At 38.3% G+C, this 19940-nt stretch carries 15 protein-coding genes; 1 reads left to right on the top strand and 14 read right to left on the bottom strand.

The features are described 5' to 3' along the window. Positions 1 to 70: 70 nt before the first annotated feature. From QAP06_RS04295 to recR, 12 genes are all read right to left on the bottom strand, one after another. Positions 71 to 1291 carry an HD domain-containing protein gene (locus QAP06_RS04295; RefSeq protein ID WP_286464977.1) on the bottom strand — a complete coding sequence of 407 codons (1221 nt, stop codon included), beginning with the start codon at positions 1289 to 1291 and terminating at the stop codon, positions 71 to 73. A gap of 189 nt (positions 1292 to 1480) precedes the next feature. Then, a complete protein-coding gene (locus QAP06_RS04290; protein WP_286464976.1) occupies positions 1481 to 3574 on the bottom strand; it encodes a porin family protein in 2094 nt (697 codons plus the stop codon). A 225-nt stretch (positions 3575 to 3799) separates the two neighbouring features. After that, positions 3800 to 4285 (bottom strand): GNAT family N-acetyltransferase, encoded by a 486-nt coding sequence (locus tag QAP06_RS04285; protein ID WP_286464974.1) that lies wholly within the window; start codon positions 4283 to 4285, stop codon positions 3800 to 3802. 14 nt (positions 4286 to 4299) lie between these two features. Continuing rightward, the gene (locus QAP06_RS04280; protein ID WP_286464971.1) at positions 4300 to 5055 is read right to left on the bottom strand and encodes a 7-carboxy-7-deazaguanine synthase QueE; all 756 of its coding nucleotides are present in this window, start codon (positions 5053 to 5055) and stop codon (positions 4300 to 4302) included. Then, the gene (locus QAP06_RS04275; protein WP_286464970.1) at positions 5052 to 5654 is read right to left on the bottom strand and encodes a 6-pyruvoyl trahydropterin synthase family protein; all 603 of its coding nucleotides are present in this window, start codon (positions 5652 to 5654) and stop codon (positions 5052 to 5054) included. The genes QAP06_RS04280 and QAP06_RS04275 overlap by 4 nt, the downstream gene beginning before the upstream one ends. A gap of 3 nt (positions 5655 to 5657) precedes the next feature. After that, positions 5658 to 6317 (bottom strand): hypothetical protein, encoded by a 660-nt coding sequence (locus QAP06_RS04270; RefSeq protein WP_286464969.1) that lies wholly within the window; start codon positions 6315 to 6317, stop codon positions 5658 to 5660. Next, on the bottom strand, positions 6314 to 7117 hold the full coding sequence (gene surE, locus QAP06_RS04265) for a 5'/3'-nucleotidase SurE (RefSeq protein ID WP_286464968.1): 804 nt from the start codon (positions 7115 to 7117) through the stop codon (positions 6314 to 6316). Before surE ends, QAP06_RS04270 begins: the two co-directional genes overlap by 4 nt. Beyond that, positions 7114 to 8025, bottom strand: a complete 912-nt coding sequence (locus QAP06_RS04260) for a polyprenyl synthetase family protein (protein ID WP_286464967.1) — start codon at positions 8023 to 8025, stop codon at positions 7114 to 7116. The genes surE and QAP06_RS04260 overlap by 4 nt, the downstream gene beginning before the upstream one ends. Before the next feature lie 15 nt (positions 8026 to 8040). Beyond that, positions 8041 to 8583 carry a GTP cyclohydrolase I FolE gene (gene folE, locus QAP06_RS04255; RefSeq protein ID WP_000426948.1) on the bottom strand — a complete coding sequence of 181 codons (543 nt, stop codon included), beginning with the start codon at positions 8581 to 8583 and terminating at the stop codon, positions 8041 to 8043. Then, the gene (gene htpX / locus QAP06_RS04250) at positions 8584 to 9516 is read right to left on the bottom strand and encodes a zinc metalloprotease HtpX (RefSeq protein WP_286464966.1); all 933 of its coding nucleotides are present in this window, start codon (positions 9514 to 9516) and stop codon (positions 8584 to 8586) included. After that, positions 9503 to 10648, bottom strand: coding sequence for a tRNA pseudouridine(13) synthase TruD (truD, locus tag QAP06_RS04245; protein ID WP_286464964.1), 1146 nt, complete (start codon positions 10646 to 10648; stop codon positions 9503 to 9505). The genes htpX and truD overlap by 14 nt, the downstream gene beginning before the upstream one ends. Next, complete coding sequence (gene recR, locus QAP06_RS04240; RefSeq protein ID WP_001099581.1) at positions 10645 to 11226, bottom strand: recombination mediator RecR; 582 nt, start codon at positions 11224 to 11226, stop codon at positions 10645 to 10647. The genes truD and recR overlap by 4 nt, the downstream gene beginning before the upstream one ends. 128 nt (positions 11227 to 11354) lie before the next feature. Here recR and QAP06_RS04235 point away from each other — a divergent pair, with 128 nt between their 5' ends. Beyond that, positions 11355 to 11561 carry a 4-oxalocrotonate tautomerase family protein gene (locus tag QAP06_RS04235; protein ID WP_286464961.1) on the top strand — a complete coding sequence of 69 codons (207 nt, stop codon included), beginning with the start codon at positions 11355 to 11357 and terminating at the stop codon, positions 11559 to 11561. 67 nt (positions 11562 to 11628) lie between these two features. Here the strand turns inward: QAP06_RS04235 and hopJ are convergent, their stop codons facing one another. Together hopJ and QAP06_RS04225 are read right to left on the bottom strand one after the other, a co-directional pair. Then, positions 11629 to 12738 carry a Hop family outer membrane protein HopJ/HopK gene (gene hopJ / locus QAP06_RS04230; protein ID WP_286464960.1) on the bottom strand — a complete coding sequence of 370 codons (1110 nt, stop codon included), beginning with the start codon at positions 12736 to 12738 and terminating at the stop codon, positions 11629 to 11631. Between the two features lie 50 nt (positions 12739 to 12788). Further along, positions 12789 to 19913 (bottom strand): vacuolating cytotoxin domain-containing protein, encoded by a 7125-nt coding sequence (locus tag QAP06_RS04225; protein ID WP_286464959.1) that lies wholly within the window; start codon positions 19911 to 19913, stop codon positions 12789 to 12791. Positions 19914 to 19940: the final 27 nt, after the last annotated feature.

Here is a 19940-nt window from a genome sequence, read left to right as displayed (position 1 = left end):
ATAAAATTAAAATACTTTTTTTGCATTTTTTAAATTTTATAACCAATACGTTATTAAATAGATCTATAAATCACTTAAAATCTCTAAACAACTTCCCTAAATCCAAATCAAGCAGTTCTGTTTGGGATCGCAATTCTAAAAGGTTTTGAGCTCCTTTAATCAAATCGTTACTAGAAATCCCATGAGAAAGAGAGATTTGAGCTTCTAAAAACGCGCTCAAATGATCGCACACCTTCAAAAGCTCCCCGCAAACCCCAAGATATTCATCGCTGTTATAAAGCGTGAACAATTCTTCAGCGTCTTTAGTGAAAATGATTTTGTGGGACTTGTCTTTGTAGCGGTTTTTAAACTCGTTTTCGGTGAAATATTTCAAATCTTCTTGAACGCCCAAAGAGACAAAGGAATAGACTTTGTTTTGCATTTCCTTTTTTTCAATCTCTTTAATGCAGTTATCAAGCCCCGCAACGCTTTGTTTGATGGGCGTGATAATGTCTCGGGTCAAAATCTCGGGTAAATCATGGAAAAGCCCGCCCAAAAAATGATTGATCCGCATGCTTTTACAAGCTTTTAAATCAAAGCTCAACAAATACCCCATAACCGCCACGCATAAGGTATGCCCTAAGACACTGGTTTGCGGCACTCTTGGGGTCTGGCTCCAGCGCTTTTGGAAACGCAACTGCCCAAACATGCTCACCAATTTTTTCAGATCTTCTTTTTCCCCAAAAAGCCCTTCAAACAAATGCTCGTTATTGTGGAGTTGCTTGTCAATTTTATCTTTAATTTCTTTCACGCCATACATGTTGGGGTTAAAATGATAAATAATATCAAACTCCCACTTAGACGCATAAAAATGCGCATTCTCTAAAATTTGAGTTTCTAAAATTTGGGGCCTGTGGCTTAAATACTCTTTTAATTCCTCTAAAGAAAAATACGTGCTGATCTCATCTTGCAAACTTTGCACGACATAGGAGGCTAATTCCTGGCTGTGTGTTTGTTGGAGGGCGTAAAAAATAGGGGGTTTAATATCGGTTAAAACCAAGCGCTCCAAAAATTCAAAGCAAAAATACTTGATTAAAAGATCTAAATCTAAGTCATTACCCCTATCTTTTAAATCTTTAGCAAGCAAATACGCAATCATCGCTTTATGGGCTTGCTTGTCTAATTCCACAAATTCCAAAGGGCATGCTTGGTCATTCCAGCGCCTAATAGACGCGCCCACAAACACACGTCTCAAAAATTTAGTTTTGAGTTTAGGGGCTTTTAGGGGTTTAATAGGATGAGCCGCATACATAACTTTCCTTTTTATACTATTTTGAATATTAAAGCTATGATCTTATTAAGAAATATTGGTTTGATCGCGCAAGATTGAAAAACCTTAACGCACCACTATCAACACTAACTTAAATCTTATTATACGAAAAAAAGACAAAAATAAGGTTTTTATTTAAAAAAAGAATATTTCTATCAATTCATTTCACGCTCAAAACACCCACCCGTAATTAAAAAACACCTTAAAATGGCTAGCCCCTTCATTGAAAACAAAAGAGTTCGTATAATCGCCACCGCTAGAAACGACGCTGGCTTTTCTTTGGATTAAAGGAATGCTAATGCCTACAGAATATTTAGAATGCTTATAGCGGTAGTTCAACCCAGTAGCCACATCTAAATTGCCGCTTCCTTTGACTTTGTTTAACACATAATAGCTGTTATACAAGCCCCTTAACCCCCCAAAGATACCAAAAGATGAAGAAAAGTTTCTTTTCGTTTGAATATCTATAGGGCTATTTTTATTAGAGTAAGTGGTGATGAAATCCAATAACAAATCTATCCCCCCACCATAGCTTAGTTGCTGGACTTTTTGGTTAGCGGCTTTAGCGTAATTATATTTGATGATGCCATAATAAGCCAACCCTATGAAATCATTAAAGTAGTTTTGATAGCCTATTTTCACATTAACGCCCAATAAAGGGGATCTGAAGCGTTGCGAACTCTTTGAATGGTGATAAGAAGTCGTTGTTGTCGTGGAAGTGGTTGTCAGGGTTTTTTGAATGGTGCCAATCACAGAATTAGCCATATCTTGCGTGTTTAAACTAGCGTTTAGGTTGTAGTTTGTTTGGCTATTGAGATTTGCGAAATTGATGGGTAAAGCGTTTTGATTGATGAGCTGCTGCCAAACCGCTGCTGTTACCCCTAAAAAGCCAGCCGGGACATCCGCGCAATTGTGATAGATGGAATTAGGGTAGTTGCTAGGGAAAGCGGGCTGATTGGATCCCCCATAAAGCGAACACACATTATAGGAGAGGCCATCAGAATCTTTTGGCTTACCATTATTATCCTTTTCCACTTGACCATCTTTCGTTACCGGCACTCTTTGATAAGTCATGTTCCCGTTATGGGTATAGCCTTTAGTATGGCTGAATTCATGCAAGATGGCTCTTAAATTCTCTAAATTGATAGTCTTAAGGTTGTCGCCAAAGAGTTTTTGGGGGTTTAGAGCCGAAGCGACTACGGCTAATTGACCGTAATTCTTGCCATCATCATTATCTGTGGGAGTAGTATTAGAACCTAGCCCATCAACCCCAGCTCCATTCAAAAGACTCACATCAAGATCCGTTTTGCCTCTGAAATTATTGACGATGCTTTGCTTGTCTAGCACATATTGTTGATCAACTTTAGAATCAACACGCCCGTTTGTCCCGGGATTTACGCATTCATTCTCTTTGCTCGTATCGCATTCCCCTCCGCCTTTATTAGTGAATTCAAAAGGAGCGTTTAAAATCGCATCGCCCCAAGACTGAGAGTCTAAGACAGCGATCATGTTCAACATTAAATTAGTGAATTCTTCGGCGGTTTTAGCGGTGAATTTTTCCGTCTTATCTTTGGCACTTTCAAAATTATTTGTATCGCTGTATTTCATGACCAAATTAGTGTTGATTTTACTGAGCGTTTCAAACACCCTTTGCGTGTTAGGATCAGAATGTGGCGTGCTCAAGACTTCGAAAGTGGGGAAAGTGAAGCTAGGTTCACGCTTGGTTTCACTAACACTGCTAGTTGTTTTATTTTTCCTGCGTTTAGCTTCTTTTTCATAGTACTTCTTCTGCTCCTCCATAATATTATCAAAAACCTGTTTGGTTTCACTGAATTGTTGGTAAGATAAAACGATTTTAGATTGCTTAGGGATAGTCTCTATCACGCCTAAATCGATCACATTGCCTTGAGCGTCTGTAAAACTAAGCTTAACATTATTTAAATTATAAGGCAAAAAGTTTTCTATCGTTAAATGACCACTCAAATCTAAACTCGCCCTAACAGGGCTTAAAGAGGAAAACGATAACTTGGATATATCCGCATCCTTAAACAGATTAGTTGCTCTTTGTAAAATGGAGTTTAGTGGTAAATAATTGTAATTGTTCGTGGTGGTTTTTGTGGTCGTTTGAGTTGTGGTGTGTCTTTTTTCTTGCGTTTGCACGCCTTCTAACAGCCCGGTTTCAAACCCGGCTTCTATGAAAAAGCCATTTTTCTCATTCGCTTCTAAAGCGCTGAATAATAAAAGTGGGATGAATAGTTTTCTCATGGTTATCTCTTTTTAGTTTATAGTGTCTTTATTATACAATTTAAGGGGATTGCTTGTTTGTTTTTTGGAATTTAAAGTTTTTACAAGGGATTAAAATTTCATATGGAAACAAAATTTTAAAAACAAGCGTTTGTTTTGGGGCTAATTTAGCATGAATTAGGTTGTGTTAATGAAAGTTTGATAATCTGAACTGTCGCTTGGGCGTGTGTCAAATTGATGCGCTAATTAAGACAGAATCTTTTCCATAAAAAGAGTGGAAAAAATCAAAGTCTCTCCGCCCAACTCAACCACGCAATCCTCTTCTTTAATGCGCCTAAAACCCAGCTTTTGATAGAGGTTGCATGCCTTGATTTGGCTTTTGCTCACATGCAGAGAGATTTTAGTATAGCCTTTAATGAAAGCGTATCGCTCCACGCTCTCATAGAGTTTTTGACCCAACCCTTGAGATTGATAAGCACTATTTATGTGGAATTTACACAGCTCGGCTTCTGTTTGATTGATAGGATTAAGCCCGCAGATCCCAATGAGCTTTTTATCCTCTCTCATTTCAAAAAATTCCCCGCCATGCCCGCGCAATTTTTGAACGAACCCGCTAATGCTAGGCAAAAGATCCAGGCGTTGGATAAACCCTAAAGGGTTATCAGCGATGCGCTCAGCGTAAAACTCTTCTAATTCAGTGGGGTATTTGGGCGAAAAAGCTTTGATGGTCATGACTTCCTAACTTCCTAAAACCCTTTTTGATTGTCCCACAAGCGGATATGGAGCCTATCGCTCAGCCTGAAACCATGCTCTATGGCTAGGGGGGCTAGGGTTTTGAGGTTTTTGTCTAGCTCGTTGTTATTTGTGCCTAAGGGCATTAAAAAGATTTCATTATTTTTTAAGGAGAGTTGTTTCAAAAGGCTTTGAATTTCTGTAATAGATTGGGCGGCGTTTTGACTCTCCAATACAAATTTAAAATGCGTGCTTTTAGCGTTATTTAAGATATTTTGTAAGGCTTTGAGGTTGATCCGCTTGCTTTCTTCCTCTAAAGAAAAAGAAAGTTTGACGCTTAGAGTGAAATGCAATTCTTTTAAAATAGGGCTAAATTCAAAAAAAACAGAGCCATTACTCTCTACAAATAAAGGGATTTTTTTGCGATAAAAATGCTCTAAAACGCTCAATAAAATAGGGTTATTAAAATACAAACTTGGCTCCCCGCCTGTGAGAATGAAATCAAAATGTTTATAACTAGGGGCTAAATTAACTAATCGTTCAATCAAGGGCTTAGGCTCATTGTAATAATCCCAAGATGTTTTGAATTTAGGATGCACCGCATACAAACTATCGCAACCTGTTAGGATTTCATCATTGAATGGGGTTTTACAATTAAAGCCCTTGCATGAAAGGTTACACCCCCCTAAGCGCAAAAAAAGACTGGGCTTGCCTATCCTTTTTCCTTCACCTTGTAAGGAAAAAAAGCTCTCAACGACCGGGAGTTTCATGGGATCTGGTGTAAGGGCTTAGTGTGAAAAAAGCATTGTTTTTCATCGCTAATGATTTTATGGAAAAAGTCCTTATCATGCCACAAACTTTGAATGCCTTGCGAGAAAGAGACGCAATTTGGATGCACTAAAGATTTAAAATGAGGGTTTTCTAAATCGTTTAAAAAGCTTTCAGCGTAGCCGTTTTTAGTCTCATGCACGCGCACGCTAGAGACTTTTAACTCCCCTTCATTATTAGAAAAAACGCTTTTTTGTAAAATCCTTGTCAAGTAGTATAAAAACATGAGAGCGTAACTCTCCGCGCTCAAATTAAACGAGCATTTCACATAACGCACGCAATGATTTTCTATAAAACGCTGGAACTCAACGCTTTCTTTATCCCAAAAATGATGGGCATGATCAAAGGAGTCTATAAAGGTTTGCATTTCTTGCTGCATCAGCCCAAAATCTAAGGCCATGTTCGCATGATCTAATCGGTTGGTTTCAATAAAGACTTCCACTTCATAATTATGCCCATGGATATTTTGAGCACATTTTACAGAAGAGCAATTACGCACCACATGGCTAGCACAAAATTTATACAACCGCCTGATAACCATCGCTCACTCCCTATAACATGGCTGATAAAGGGGCAGTCTTAAATTATAGTAGTAGCGTTCAGGGCGGTTAAAATCAATGCGTTTGATCGTGCTTTTAATCAAATCCCTATAAAGCATTTGATAGCCACAAGTTCTCCCATTCACGCTCCCATCCACATATAAAACCCGTTTTTGCAGCACCACATCATACCAATCTAAAATAAAATGCGAATTAGCGCTCATTAAAATTTGCTCGCTAAAGCCATTGATAGCGTAGTAATCCGTAGGGGTTTGAGAGCAATAAAATTGCCCCCCAAGAAAATAACAAGGCTTATTGACCTGATCAATCAGTTGGTAATTGTATTGGTAGAATGGCACAGCCGAGATATTACGGACAATGCGCGCATAGATCACATTTTTGGCTTTATCTAATGGGAATTCCGCTTGCGTGAAGACATTGTAAAAGCCTAATTTTTGCAATTCATAAACGATCACATTGATATAATAAGAAGTCATCGCATCGCTTCTGTCATAAGCCACCACGATAGTGGAATTATAGTTGAACAAATAATCCCCTGTAACTTCTGAATAATACCCCATGTGCAAGCGGTGCTGGCATGCATTAAAGAAAAAAAACACCCCAACAATTAGCCCTAAAAAAGCCAAGCGGTGCTTTTTAATCACTTTAACATTCCCTCATGCCAAGATTCCAAGCTTTTTAGATCATCATAACTGGTTAAATCTAAATTTAAAGGCGTGATAGAGGCATGGTTTGAAGCAATAGCGTCAAAATCAGAGAGTCTGTCTTCATTTTCGCGCTTTTGCCATTCTAAAGGGTGTAGCCCTAGCCAAAAATAGCTTTCATTCTTGGGGTCTGTGCGCTTATGTACTTCTTTTTTATACAGCCTATAGCCCTTAGGGGTGATGCATTCGCCCTTATATTCTTGTAAGGAGCAATTAGGGACATTCACGTTCAAGAGTTTGCGCCCTTTTAAAGGGTAGCCTTTGGTGAAAATGTTTTGGACCAAATCCTGGATGATCTTTTGAGCCAGATCAAAACTCAGGGGAGTGTTTTTATTTTTAGGAGAAAGGATTTGAGAAATCGCAATGGAAGGCACGCCCTGAATCGTGCCTTCAATCGCTCCGGCCACCGTTCCAGAATAAATCGTGTCTTCGCCCATGTTAGATCCAAGATTGATCCCTGAAATCACTAAATCAAAACAAACATGTTTAAAAAGCTCATTGATCGCCAGATACACGCAATCGCTTGGCGTGCCATCATCAATCCTATAATGCCGGCCTTCTTTACCCTTAATTTTCTCCGCTCTCAAAGGCGCGGTGATCGTGATGCATTGCGAGCATGCGCTTTTTTCATGTTTTGGGGCGACCACATAAATTTCTGCCATTTCTTCTAAAGCTTGTTCTAAAGCTTTAATGCCTTTTGCATGGTAGCCATCATCGTTGGTGAGTAAAATTTTTTTCATGTCTTGCCTTTAAATAGGGTGTTCAATAATGCGTTTAAATTTTCTTGCAATAAAGGATAAGCGGGTTTTAGTAGGTTTAAATCATCTAAAACTTCTGTTTTTAAAGTTTGAGCGTAACCGCTTGCTTTCTCTAGCCCCAATAAATTCACAAAGCTGTTTTTAGCGCTGTCTAAATGAGTGGTTTTACCGCTTTCTTTTTCATCTTGCGTAACATCTATAATATCATCTAGCACTTGAAAGCAAAGACCCATTTTTAACCCAAAAGCCTGAAGCCATTTAAAAAGCTCTTCATCTTTAATACCGCTCGCAACAAGCCCCATAATCAGACTTGCACTAATCAATTTAGCGGTTTTATGCTCGTGTAAGAAAGTGAGCTGTTCTAAATTTAAGGGCGTGTTTTCAAAATAGCAATCCAAGGCCTGCCCTAAGATCATGCCTTTAATCCCCCCATTAGCGCTTAAAATTTTGACCAATTCCACAATGATGTGGCTTTCTAGTAAAGCGTTTGAAAGCAATTCAAAAGAATAAGTGTTGAGCGCATCGCCGATTAAAACGGCTGTGGTTTCATCGTATTTAGCGTGTAAAGTGGGGTGGTTTCTCCTTAAAGCGGCGTTATCCATGCATGGCAAATCGTCATGGATGAGCGAATAAGTGTGCAAGCATTCAATGCTTAAAGCGATTTTAAAATATTCTGTTTGTTGGTTAGAATAATCTTTTTGACCCACTAACGCGCAAAGCACGGCTAAAAAAAGCTTAGGGCGGAACCTTTTACCCCCATTAAGCACCATTTCAAAAAAGGCTTTTTCCAAATAAGGGTGGAAGCTTTCAAGGTGTAAATGATGGTGGTTTAAAAAGCTTTCAAAACGCTCGCACTCATTATAATAAAAGGATAAATTAGGGCTACTCATGCTTAGAATTATAACCTAAGATTTTAAGAGTTGCATAAATTCAGCTCTGGTTTTAGGGTCTTTTTTAAAGAGGCCTCTTAGAACGCTTGTTTTAATGATCGCATTTTGCTTTTGCACCCCTTGCATGCTCATGCACAAATGCTTGGCTTCACAAACCACGATCACGCCTCTTGGCTCTATGATTTCATCAAAGGTTTCTGCAATTTGAGTGGTCAGCCTTTCTTGGATTTGTAGGCGTTTGCTATAAATTTCAATGAGTTTAGCGATCGCGCTAATGCCTACAATCTTTTCCTTAGGGATATATCCCACGCTAATATTCCCAAAAAAAGGGAGCAAATGGTGTTCGCAAGTGGAGTAAAATTCAATGTTTTGAGCCACTATCATTTCATCGCAAACGCCTTGAAAATACGCGCTTTTTAAAGCCACTTTAGGATCTTCTTTATAGCCTTTATACAAGAATTTCCATAATTCTTGAACCCTTTTAGGCGTCTCTTTCAAGCCTTCTCGATTCTTGTCTTCGCCGATATTTTCAAAAAACTGGTTGAAAAAATTTTCCATTTAAATCACACGCTTTCTTAAGGATTGGATACGATTTTTAACGCTAGGGTGGGTGCTAAACATTTCAGCGTTAAAAAGATAAGCCGCCGATCGGGTGCTATTTCTATCTATATCTTTATAATCGTTTTCCTTATAATCGTCAGAAATTTTTTGTAAGGCTCTAATCATGGGCTTATTGTCATGCATTAAAAACGCCGCCCCGCTATCGGCCATGTATTCTCGTGTGCGGCTCAAATACATTTGCAAAATAAGCGTTAAAAAAGGCAAAACGATCTGTAAGAGTAATAAAATCATTCGGGCTAAATTTGCCCCACTATTCTTGCGGTTCCCCATGAAAAAATACACGCTAAAATTAGCCACTAACAGCATGATATTGCTTAAAATCCCCACGCACATGGTCAAGCGGATGTCATTGTGCCTGATGTGGCTGAGCTCATGAGCGATCACGGCTTTTAATTCATCTCTATCCAACTTCTCTATTAAAGCGCTTGTAAGAGCGATAAGAGAATTAGATTCATTCCACCCGCTCGCAAAAGCGTTCATGTAAGGGGCGTTAATGATATAAAGCTTAGGCTCAAAATGAAGATTAGCCTCTTCTAAAAGCTCTAACAAAAGGCGATGGATTTGATTTTCTTTAGAGCTTAAAACCTTGCTTGTGTCAATAAGCTTGTATTCATCACCGCTTAACATGATAGAGCTAAAATTTTGGATACAAACAACAATAATGACAAAAGCCACTAAAAACATGATAATGGTGATCGTAGGGAAAATTTGAAAAGTCATGAGTTTAAAAAGAGCTGTTCCTAAATCATTAGCGTTAATTCTAATCACATCCACCAACAACCCGATAAAAGCAAAAATCACGCAGTAAGTCGCTAAAACCGCGTTCGTTTTGAGCCTGTTTTGCGCGATAATTTTTTCAAAATCCACCATTATTTTCTCCTTTCTCATGCTTGATTTCTTTGAGCAACGCGCTCGCATAACTCCCTTTAGGCAAGTAAAATCCTAATTCAAATTGCGCTTTTTCTTTCACATATTGAGAAGTTACATTTTCTACAAACACCCAAAAAAACCGCCTGGATCCTAGCGTTTTAGCATGGCTATTTAAAAGGTTATGCTGGAATTCTTTTTCAATTTCTAAACTCAAATTTTTGGCATAAAGAGCTTTTTTGCCGTCTAGTAACCCCGTAGGCACAGCTTCTTTTTTCAAAAACCTTTCGCTCTCTTTTTCTAATTCTAAAGCCTCAAAAAACTTCCCATAAGGGTAATGGCACATCACATCGCCTTCTAAGATTTTAAAGGGGTGGGCTTGGTTTTTAAGGGCTTTTAGGGTGTTTGAATTGATATTTAAATTTTTTTGTTTAAAAAATTCCAAATTTTCTTTCAGGCTGAAAGCGTTAATGATTTTGCTGATTTCTAATCGTTTGCTTAAAAGCGCGTTAAACAAATAACTTTGATAGCTTGAAATTAAAAAAGCGTTTAATTTTTGACGGGCGAATTTCGTTTTATTTTGCAAGATTTTTAAACCCTCTTGGTGGTTGTCATTGAACTTCCCGAAGCGTTGCGATCCAAAATAATTAGGCATGCCAAACTGCGCGATTTGTTCTAAAACCTGCTCCGTTTTTTGAGCGTTTAGGGGAGTCATTTTTTTAAAACGCATAAAAAAGCGATTCCCTTTTAAATGCCCTAATTTGATTTTATTATGATGGTAATTCAAAGACAGGATTTTAAGGTTTCTTTCTTGAAAGTTGCTCGTGTTTTTTTCTAATAAAGGGGCGTATTTTTTAGGGAGTGAGATGAATTGAGTCGTCAGCGCGTTTTTATCTTTCAAGCCCGCATAACCCAATTCGGCGATTTTTACCCCTAAAATTTGAGAAAAAATCTGAAGCATTTCTAAAGTGCTTAAACCGCTTTTCCTCACTTGAATAACGGCATGTTCGCCCGTGTTGCTAAATTCATACAAAGGCACTTCATGCACGCAAAAATCCCTAGCACTAGAATTGAAATGAAAATCAATGCTCGCATGGTTATAAGCATGCAATAGGGGCATAAAATTTAAATTCATGCTTTGATCCTTGAATTGAACGCCCTTGAGAGCGAAACTGAGTCAATGTTTTCAAAATTCACTCCAGTAGGCACGCCTTGAGCGATTTTAGTGAAAGTGAGGTGGAAATGCTGTAATTTATCTTCAATATAAAGCATTAAAGAATCATTAGCCAAAGTGGGAGGGAAAGCAAAAATGATTTCTTTAATGTTTTCTTCAATCAGGCGTTTTTCTAGGGCGTTAAAATCCACTTCTTCTATGGAATTTAACACGTAATAGCGCCCTAAAAAATCCTTTAAATCTTCTAAAATAAACACATCTCTTGGGTGTAAAACCATGCAAAGCTGAGAATTTTGTCGGCTTTCATCAGAACAAATCTCACAAACCTCACTCTCACTGAGCGCATTACAAGATGCGCATGTTTTAAGGTTTTCTAGGGCGTTCTCTAAAGCATGCGTGATTTTGAGCGCCAGATAGGGGTTTTCTAAACCCAAATGATACGCTATTTTAAAGGCGGACTTTTTACCCACATTGGGGATTTTTTCTAAACAATCCACTAAATTTAAAAAGTGATTCAAGCTGTTTTTATAAGTATTCATTCTGTTAGTATATCAAACTTAACTCCAAAGGGATCAAAAGGGTTTTTATCCATTGTTTTTTTAAAAAATCGTTTCAAGTTTATGGATAAAAGCGTTATCATGCGTTATCTCAATTTTAAGGAAATACTATGTCGCTTATCAATATCAAACTTGTGCCAGAAAATGGAGGGCCAACAAACGAGCAAAAACAGCAACTGATTGAAGGGGTTTCAGAGTTGATGGTTAAGGTGTTAAACAAAAATAAGGCTTCTGTTGTGGTCATTATAGATGAAGTTGATCCCAATAATTATGGTCTTGGGGGCGAGAGCGTCCATCATTTGAGGCAAAAAAACTAAATCTAGTTTTTAAAATTCAAAGGTTGCGATACGCTAACACTTAAGAGGTGTCTGTTCCCCTAACCCCCTAAAAACTATAAACATAACTCACATTAAACATGACAAGGCGTTTAAAAAACAAAGAGGTGTTCAACCCTTTGCCATGCGTTTCATAAAAGGAATTGACCGCTAAAGGGATTTTTAAGCCCATTTCAAAGCCGTTATGCCTATTGACATTCACGCGAACCCCAAAATTCAAAGGGATTTGGAAAAAACTCGTGTGCATTTTAGCCTGATAATTGGTCAAATAGTTGTTGATAAAATCCGTTTGGCTCACCCACATGCTCAAACCACTCCCTACCCACGAACTCCCCGCTAAAGCAAAGCCCGCATAAAAACCCACGCTAGAATGTTTTTGCGCATTATCAATGAAATTATAAAGATAGTCTATTCCAAGCCCATAAAGGTGGTTATTCATTTTGCCCAAACCATCAAAGCCATTACCCACAAAACCAAAATTAGTATAGCCATAGTCATAGAACAAGTAATAGCGAAACCCTTGATTTTTTTTCTTGGTAAAGAAATGCTTATACCCTACGCTCAAACTCACCCCATACATGCTTGAAATGTTTTTAGAATAAGAGTTAGGATCAAGCGCGTTTAGGGAATTTGAAATTTGAGCGATTTGAGAAGATAAAGAAGAAAGCATGCGGTTTTGGGATTGATTGAATTGCACTTCTAAATTTTTTAAGTTTTCTTCAAATTCTAAAGGGCTATTAGTGGGTTCTTGTATTTTTTCTAATGCTTGGACTAATTGGGGGTTAGATGCAACGCCACCGCTAAGTGTGATGATTTTTTCAATATTTTGAAAGGTGGATTGGAGGTAGTATTTCTCAGCTTGCATTTCAGTGGGGGTTAATTTAGAATGGTTTTTTAAATTATTGTTAATATAGGCAAAGGTGTTAGGCATGCTGGTGATTTCATTTTTAACTTGATTGAGCTTATCGATCTTATTTTGAGCGTTAGAAATGGTTTGGATGCGTTCTTGATTGAAAAAAGGGTTATTGTGTTGGATAGCATGACTGATAGAATATTCAAACCCCACGCTCGCATACGCCCCATTTTCTTCAGCGATACAAAAAGATAAAAATAAAGGTAAAAAGAATGATGAATGTAATAAGGCTTTTGGAAATTGCATGGTTATCCTGCTATGAATTGGGCTTGTTAAAAATAGGTTTAATGATACCATTAAAAAGCATAGCGCATACCAATATTTCCGGTAATATTAATATCTTTATAATCAAGCCCAAACCTAGCCCCTATGCCGGCATTCACATAAAAGGTTTTGAATAACCTTATCTCCCCGCCTGTGATAATGCTAGCAAAAGTGTTGTATCGACCACCATCTCTATAGCTTAGGGTGTTATTACCAATGAAACGCACCATTTTATCCCCCATAGAATTGATAAATAAGTCTCTGCCCACATCCGCAATCACAAAATAATAAGAGTTTTTATTGAAGTAGTGCCGACTTTCTAGGGCAAAATTAATCGTTAGAACGGATTTTTTATTAGGGTCAGCATTGGCTCTGAACTGGTTGTAAATAGGATCATCCATAATACCCCTTAAACCAGACAAACCAATATAATAATAAGCTAAGCCTATTTGAGGTTTAAAAATAACGCTTTTATCTTTAAACATGAAATCATAGCCGTAATTGATTTTAGCGTCAGTCGTCCAAGTGTCGTATTTGTAAGACTGATTGATGATTGAGAGTAGGGGGTCATAAGAGTTGATGAAAGTCTTATTGTATCCCCAAGTCTCATTCAAGCTCATCGTTAATTCGCTTCTTTTGATAAACGCTCGGCTATAAACGCCTATATTGACATTGCTAGAGCCTGATTGAGTGATATTTCCATGAAACCCGCTATACCCATAAGCGGCATAGCCCCCCACAATCACGCCCTTAATAAACCTATCATACCCTACATTGATACCATATAAAGTTCCAGTGCCTCCATTAATGAAACTAGCCCCTCCAACTCCTGTCGCCCACACATTATTTTTGACTCTGTTTCTTTGAGAGTATTTTAAAATCACATCCATAGCGTTAGGGATCGCATCAGCGAATCGCTTGTTTTTAAGGGCTTCTAAGCGTTCCAAGAAATCAGAACGAGCGAAAGTTGAAGTGTCAGAGAGCTTGGCCAAACGGCTCATTTGCTGCGTGTAGGTGTTGATCTGTAAAATATTAGTGGCATCATTTTTAAAATCAGGGTTAGCGATGACTTCTAAAGTGTTGGCAATGTCTCCAGCGATCGTGGTTAAATCTTTTGTGGAATGGCTTTCTAAATAATAGGGAGCGAATAAAGGGCTTCCTTTAGTTTCAAAGATTTTATTGAGCCAATTAATCGCTTGACTGCCTCCAGCTTGTTCAATGCTATCCACGCTTTGAACGCCCTGAATTTGAGCGATATATTGTTTTAAAGTGGGGGCTTGTAAGTTATTGATAGGATCATTAGAAACAGCGATTTTCACTTTATTATAAAGAATGGAAGTGTAAATATATTGATTTTGAGAGTCCTTAAAGCCTACAACTAAACCGCCATCTTTAATGCTCACGGCTTGCCCGTTATAGGTTAAGCCGTTGCCAGCCATCACCATGTGCTTGCCATTAATATCAATGAGCGCATAAAGCTTAAGGTAATTATCTAGGCTGCTACCTCCTGTGATTTGGTCGTTATACCCATAATAAATGGCTTTAGCGCTATCAATGAGCGTGTAAGTGCCAACTTCTTTTGAAGAAGTGTTGAACTGGATTAAGGGGTTATTGTTATTAGCCATAATTGTCGCTGCGCCTTGAGCGTTGATAATGGCATGGCTAGCTGAATGGCTGATATTAAACACCAAACCGCCATAGCTGTTAAAATTCCCCATGACATTCAAGCCACTAGCGTTAGTGCTTAAAGTCGCTTGTTGGTTTAAGGTGAAATTACCATTAATGTTAGCTGTAGAGTTAGAGGCGTTGTTAAAAGCGTTAGTGATCGTTAAATTATTGGCTTGTAAGGTCGCATTTTCATTGAGATTGAGCGTGCCTATAACGCTATTATTCTTTACTTGAGACAAATCAATAGCCCCATTAGAGGTGATTGCTCCTAAGAAAGTGAAGTTATTAGCATGCACGCTTAAAGATTCATTGGTGGGGGTTACGCTGGAGTTTGTAGAAGAGCTGTTTTTGGTTGTGGGGCAATTGGCTAAATTGATGCAAATTTCCCCTTTTTGAACGCTCACATTATTCAAACCCGCATTAAGGCTTAAGCCATTCGTAGCGTTTAGGGTGGTGATATTGATATTAGAAACACCATTAGAAGCAAAAATCAATGCGCCTTGATACTTGCTAAAGTCAATCGTATTATCGCCATTAAAAATAATAGACTTGTTGGCGACAAAATTCAAACTGCCCCCTGTAGCGTTGCTAAAAGAGCTGTTATTGACAAAAACATAGCCATTGCTTAAAAAATTAAAATACCCTTTTTGCCAAAAATCATGCAAGCCTCTAGGCGATAAAAGAGCACCTAAATCGTTTTCTTTGAGCGCGTTTTGTAAAGAGGGTGGCAACACGCTCCCTAAACCTTGATTATAAACGCCGCTTAACCCGCCTTGAGAAATGATATTATTAATAATATTACTCACTAAGCCTTGACTTTCTAGCTTTTTAACGACATCTTGCCCTAAAAACTCGTTCAACAAGTCGTTCGCCACCACACTGATGTCTTTTTGCAGGCTTGTAGGGGGGTTAGTAATATCTTTTAAAACCACGCTTAAAATAGAGCTTAATTCAGAAGCGTCTATATACCCACCGATAAAATTCAAAAGCCCTTTATCGTCTAGCATGCTTTTTAAAGACTGCTTAGCAAGGTAGTTTTCTATGATGGATGGGGTAACAAAATTGCCAAAAATGTTTAGTTTTTTACTGATAATATTTTGGATTGCATTCATGACTCCACTATTATTCAATAAATCATCTAAGTTATTTTGACCTATAAGTTGGCCTAAGGTTTCATTTTGCAAGCTAGCGGGCAATTCCTTACTCAAAGGGCTTAGAGCGTTTTCTACAAAGTTTCCTAAACCGCCGGCTTGCTTGATTTTTTCCATAGCCACTTGACTGAGAACATTCGCTAAATTCCCTTGATTAAAGATTTTATCAATCCCTTCTTGACCCAAAAGATTAAAGATATTGTCTGTAGCTTGAGCTTCTATGTTAGCATTATTTAACACTAAGTTATTAGCGCTTTGAAAGGTTACATCCGCGCTCCCTCCGCTTTCAAAGGCGTTAGCGCTTCCCACTGTTCCAGTGATATAAATGCTTTTAGCTTTAAAATCAGCGTTGATGTAGCCTAAATAGGGGGAAGTTGAGCCTAATAATTGCCCCAAGTAAGTGTTTCTAAAAGAAGAACAAGTGGCGCTATCTAGCGCGCAAGGACTGCTATAGCCATTGCCCCCAAACCATATAGAGCTGGTAGAGTTTGTAATATTATCTTGAGTAGCGCCTATAACGAGATTCCCATTATTAAAGGTTTGATTGATGTTGTCAGTCAAATGGTTGATCGTTTCTAGGAGCGCTTGCTTTTGCGTTTGGGTGATTTTAATCTTGTCTAAGAGTTGCAACACTTCATTGATGTTAGTGACATTGTCTAATTGATTGGATTCAATCATTTCTTTTAAGGTAGCGGAATTTTGAGAAAGGATCCCTAAAAGCGTTTTTAAATTTCCACTAGAAAAACCCTTATTGTAGATATTCAAACTATTCAAAGGCTGGTTAAACGGGCTATAAGTGCCTGGGGCTTGAGGAGTTTGAGAGCCTTTAGGGGTGAAAAGGCCTTTAATGTTGCTTGTCAAGTAATAAGTGCCTGCTTGGTTATCGCTATAATCATAACTATAACCGGTAGGATTTTGCTTAGAAGTTTGGTAATTATAAAGCTCAGGAGCGATATTAAAAATAGTGTTAGAAGTTGAGTTAGGGTTATTTAAAACTTCTATGGTTAAATCCCCATTTTTAATGCTCTCTTGAATGATTTGAGAAGAATTGAGAGGGTTTATAAACGACCAAGTTTGAATGTTATTACTATCGCTATAGGCAGCGTTTTGGATTTTCATGCCGTAAAAAAGGATTTTTTCATAGCCATTAGCCCCACTAATGCCAGTAATCCCTTTTTGAGCGTTTAGGATGTTGTAGGTTACAGATTTTGTGATGTTGTCAAAAATATTGATGTCAGATAAATTAATATCCCCATTATCCCCTAAAACAAACTGCCCGCTAACGCTCATTAAAGCCTTAGTCAAAGAGGGCGCATAGCCATTAAAATTTAACGCCCCATTAGCCGTAAGGTTATTAAAACTCAATGAGCTTGTGCTGTCAAAATTAAAGCTTGCTGTATCAATAGTCGTGTTGCCTCCAAAATCAGCCTGGCTTGCGCCTTGAAAATTGATATTAGCGTTTAAAGAGCTTGTGTTGCTAGCCGATAAAACGCTATCGTCTAAATTGATAGTGGTGTTGTTTGAAAAACTAGCGCTAGAAGCGTTGAGCTTGCTGTTAGCGTTAAGACTGATTATCCCGCCATTAAAAAAGAGGCTGTTAAAGGTCGCTTGACTCCCGTTATAAATATTGAGACTCGCTTGATTGTTAAAAGCACTTGATCCATTCGCATTCAAAACGCTTTGATTGTCTAAACTTAAATTAGAATCATTATCAAGCGTTAAAGAATTTTTAAAAGCGGCTTGACTTTTATTACCAAGCGTGATATTAGCGTTGTTTTGTAAGGTTGTATCGTCATTAAAATTCAACAAACTTTGAGAGCTAAGCGTGAAACTCGTGTTGCCTAAAAGCTGTGTTGTAGCGTTAAAATTGCTTGTCCCCCTAGAATACAAAACATTAAAAACCGCTTGCGTGTTATTGAAAATAAGGCTATTAGCCCACAAATTATAAACCGCCCCACCATTCAAACGAGAATTGATAAAGCTTAAAGAATTAGAAGCGTTAGCGCTGATCACGCTTGATCCTCCAGGGTTTGTAAAGCCGCTGAACGAAGCGTTAGAAAACGAAATGTTCTTAGCGCTAAAACTGAATTTCCCCCAAGTCATATCGCTAAAATTGGAATTGGTTACGCTGATATTATTGGTAGCGTCAAAAGCGGCATAGGAATGCTGGCTAGCCCCTGTTTGAATCATTTTAGTAACGGTTTCAGCGTCATTATAATTCAAGCCATCCATAGTGATATTATCGCTTGCTTTAAAGGTAATGTTCGCTCCCCCACCATCTGAATTTGAAACGCCTTCACCGGTTTTAAAATTATTGGTCAAATAGATGTTAGCCGCATTAAAAGTTCCCGTGATATAGCCAAAGCCTCCATGCCCTATCCAAATCAACCCATTATCATTCACGCTCTCTGTATTATTCCCTATGATCAAAGTGCCATTTTGGGTGTTAACGCTAAAACTCCTTCCAAACAAATTGGCTGTATAAGTGCTAAGCGTGTTGCCGCTTTGACCGCTCTGTCCTGAAAGATTGGGATCAATATAATAAACCCCTTTGTTTGAGTAAGTTTGATTTTGAAGGTTATAAACCCCACTCCACACATTCGTTGTGGGTAAATTTTGAGTAGGGGGTGTGGGAGGAACTTTATTAGGGGGAGTGTTTGGCGCTGTGTGCTTTGTAGGAGTGGGTGTTGGGCTTGTAGGCTTAGCGTTAGCTATCGCTTGTTCCAATCCCTCTTGTTCCGTATTAAAAGCGTTTTCATCGTTCTGTAAGGTTTTTAAATCTTGTTGTTCTTGTTTTTGTGCAGTATTAAAGGCTTGTTCATTAAAGCCTGTTTTAGAGTTGGCTAATTGGTTGAGCTTGTCTAAATCTTGTTCTAAGACTTGTTGATCTTTAGCGATTTGTTGGTTGGTGTTTTCTAAATTCTGAGCGTCTGTAGCGATAGTAGCGTTTTTATTGGTGGTGTAGTCTGTATCGCTATTTGCGATCTTACTATCACTAGCAGCGTTATTTAAAGTGCTCTGGGAATTGGTTAGATCCTCTTGATAGGTTTGTTGGGCTTGTTGTTGTAAATCGTCTCCTAAAAATTGGGTAATAATGGATTGATTGTTAAAGGTTTCTTGTAAGGTTTCATCTTGCCCGTTAATGTCAAAGGTTACATCATAAGTGTTACTACCCACTTCAACATGGCTAATGGCTTTATCGCCCTTATAGTTGATCAAATCCCACAAATAGCTTTGATAAACCCCATACTGGATGGTCCCGTTTGTCGTGAGAATGTCATAGGTTTGATTGCTATTAAGGGTTTGATTGAGGTTAAAGATCGCACCAGAACCAAAGGACACACTGCCTTTAAGGCTAGCAAAAGGCGAACTTGAATTTAAAGTGTTAGCGCCTGAAAAACTCACCTTGCTTGCATTAAAGTTATAAGTCCCTTGATTGAAAGTGTCGTTATTAAAAGTGGATTGAGCGCTATTAAAGTTGTAAGTCCCTTGATTGAAAGTGCTGCTGTTGAAGTTTAAGTTAGCGCTGTTAGTGAATTTGTAAGTGCCTTGATTGAAGTTCGTTTTGTCAAAAGAGAGATTGCTGTTAGTCCCATTCCCGCTGAAACTAAAGCCCCCATTGGTGTCGTCTGTAAAGCTAGAAGAGCTCACATTGATGTTAGAACCACTGAAATTCATGTAAGAGTGCTGTGTTCCTGCATCGCTATTATCAAAGCTGGCTTGATTGATAGTGATATGGTTAGTTGCATTAAAATTGAGAGTGGCCCCACCGCCAGTAGAAAATGAGTTGCCGGTTGTGATACGGCTAGAATTAAAATTAATCGTTTGAGCGTCATAAGTGCCCGTGATATAGCCTACATCACCTCCATTGACACCCGTGCCTCCAAAACGGATATTCCCTCCCACATCAAGCGTACCATTATTGAATTTTTGCGTGAAACTAGCCTCACCAGTGCTATAAGTGGTAAGGGTGTTTAAATAGTAAGTCCCAGAGCCTTGAGCGCTGCTAAAAAGACAATAAGAGTTGTGCGTGGGGGAATTAGAACCGCTTTCAATATTGTCATGATAACCCCAAGACGACCATGACCAATAACGGCACTCGCTAGCCCTTAGGTGAGATAATCCCCCCAACGCTCCTATCAATAAAACCGAAGCTTTTAAAAAAGATTTGTTTTGATTAAAGGGCTTTTTAATGGATTTTGTTTTTTTATGGCATTTTAAGGGCTTTTCACGCTTCAAGATTAGATTCAATTTGAAAATTTTCTTTGAGATCTTATTTAATTTAAAAGATCCCTTTGAAATAAACTTAGAAATCAATCCAGCCTTTTTAAACGCCATTTAAACTCCGATCGTTTTTGTAAATCC

It is taken from the genome of Helicobacter pylori, from assembly GCF_030323545.1.
GTDB lineage: Bacteria > Campylobacterota > Campylobacteria > Campylobacterales > Helicobacteraceae > Helicobacter > Helicobacter pylori_CO.
Note: the sequence above shows the minus strand (reverse complement) of the source record. Positions and strands in the feature narration are given on the sequence as shown.

Excerpts from the sequence above, each read along its gene's own strand:
- QAP06_RS04295 (WP_286464977.1), bottom strand. The coding sequence starts at position 1,291 with ATGTATGCGGCTCATCCTATTAAACCCCTAAAAGCCCCTAAACTCAAA.
- QAP06_RS04290 (WP_286464976.1), bottom strand. The coding sequence starts at position 3,574 with ATGAGAAAACTATTCATCCCACTTTTATTATTCAGCGCTTTAGAAGCG.
- QAP06_RS04285 (WP_286464974.1), bottom strand. The coding sequence starts at position 4,285 with ATGACCATCAAAGCTTTTTCGCCCAAATACCCCACTGAATTAGAAGAG.
- QAP06_RS04280 (WP_286464971.1), bottom strand. The coding sequence starts at position 5,055 with ATGAAACTCCCGGTCGTTGAGAGCTTTTTTTCCTTACAAGGTGAAGGA.
- QAP06_RS04275 (WP_286464970.1), bottom strand. The coding sequence starts at position 5,654 with ATGGTTATCAGGCGGTTGTATAAATTTTGTGCTAGCCATGTGGTGCGT.
- surE (WP_286464968.1), bottom strand. The coding sequence starts at position 7,117 with ATGAAAAAAATTTTACTCACCAACGATGATGGCTACCATGCAAAAGGC.
- QAP06_RS04260 (WP_286464967.1), bottom strand. The coding sequence starts at position 8,025 with ATGAGTAGCCCTAATTTATCCTTTTATTATAATGAGTGCGAGCGTTTT.
- folE (WP_000426948.1), bottom strand. The coding sequence starts at position 8,583 with ATGGAAAATTTTTTCAACCAGTTTTTTGAAAATATCGGCGAAGACAAG.
- htpX (WP_286464966.1), bottom strand. The coding sequence starts at position 9,516 with ATGGTGGATTTTGAAAAAATTATCGCGCAAAACAGGCTCAAAACGAAC.
- truD (WP_286464964.1), bottom strand. The coding sequence starts at position 10,648 with ATGAATTTAAATTTTATGCCCCTATTGCATGCTTATAACCATGCGAGC.
- recR (WP_001099581.1), bottom strand. The coding sequence starts at position 11,226 with ATGAATACTTATAAAAACAGCTTGAATCACTTTTTAAATTTAGTGGAT.
- QAP06_RS04235 (WP_286464961.1), top strand. The coding sequence starts at position 11,355 with ATGTCGCTTATCAATATCAAACTTGTGCCAGAAAATGGAGGGCCAACA.
- hopJ (WP_286464960.1), bottom strand. The coding sequence starts at position 12,738 with ATGCAATTTCCAAAAGCCTTATTACATTCATCATTCTTTTTACCTTTA.
- QAP06_RS04225 (WP_286464959.1), bottom strand. The coding sequence starts at position 19,913 with ATGGCGTTTAAAAAGGCTGGATTGATTTCTAAGTTTATTTCAAAGGGA.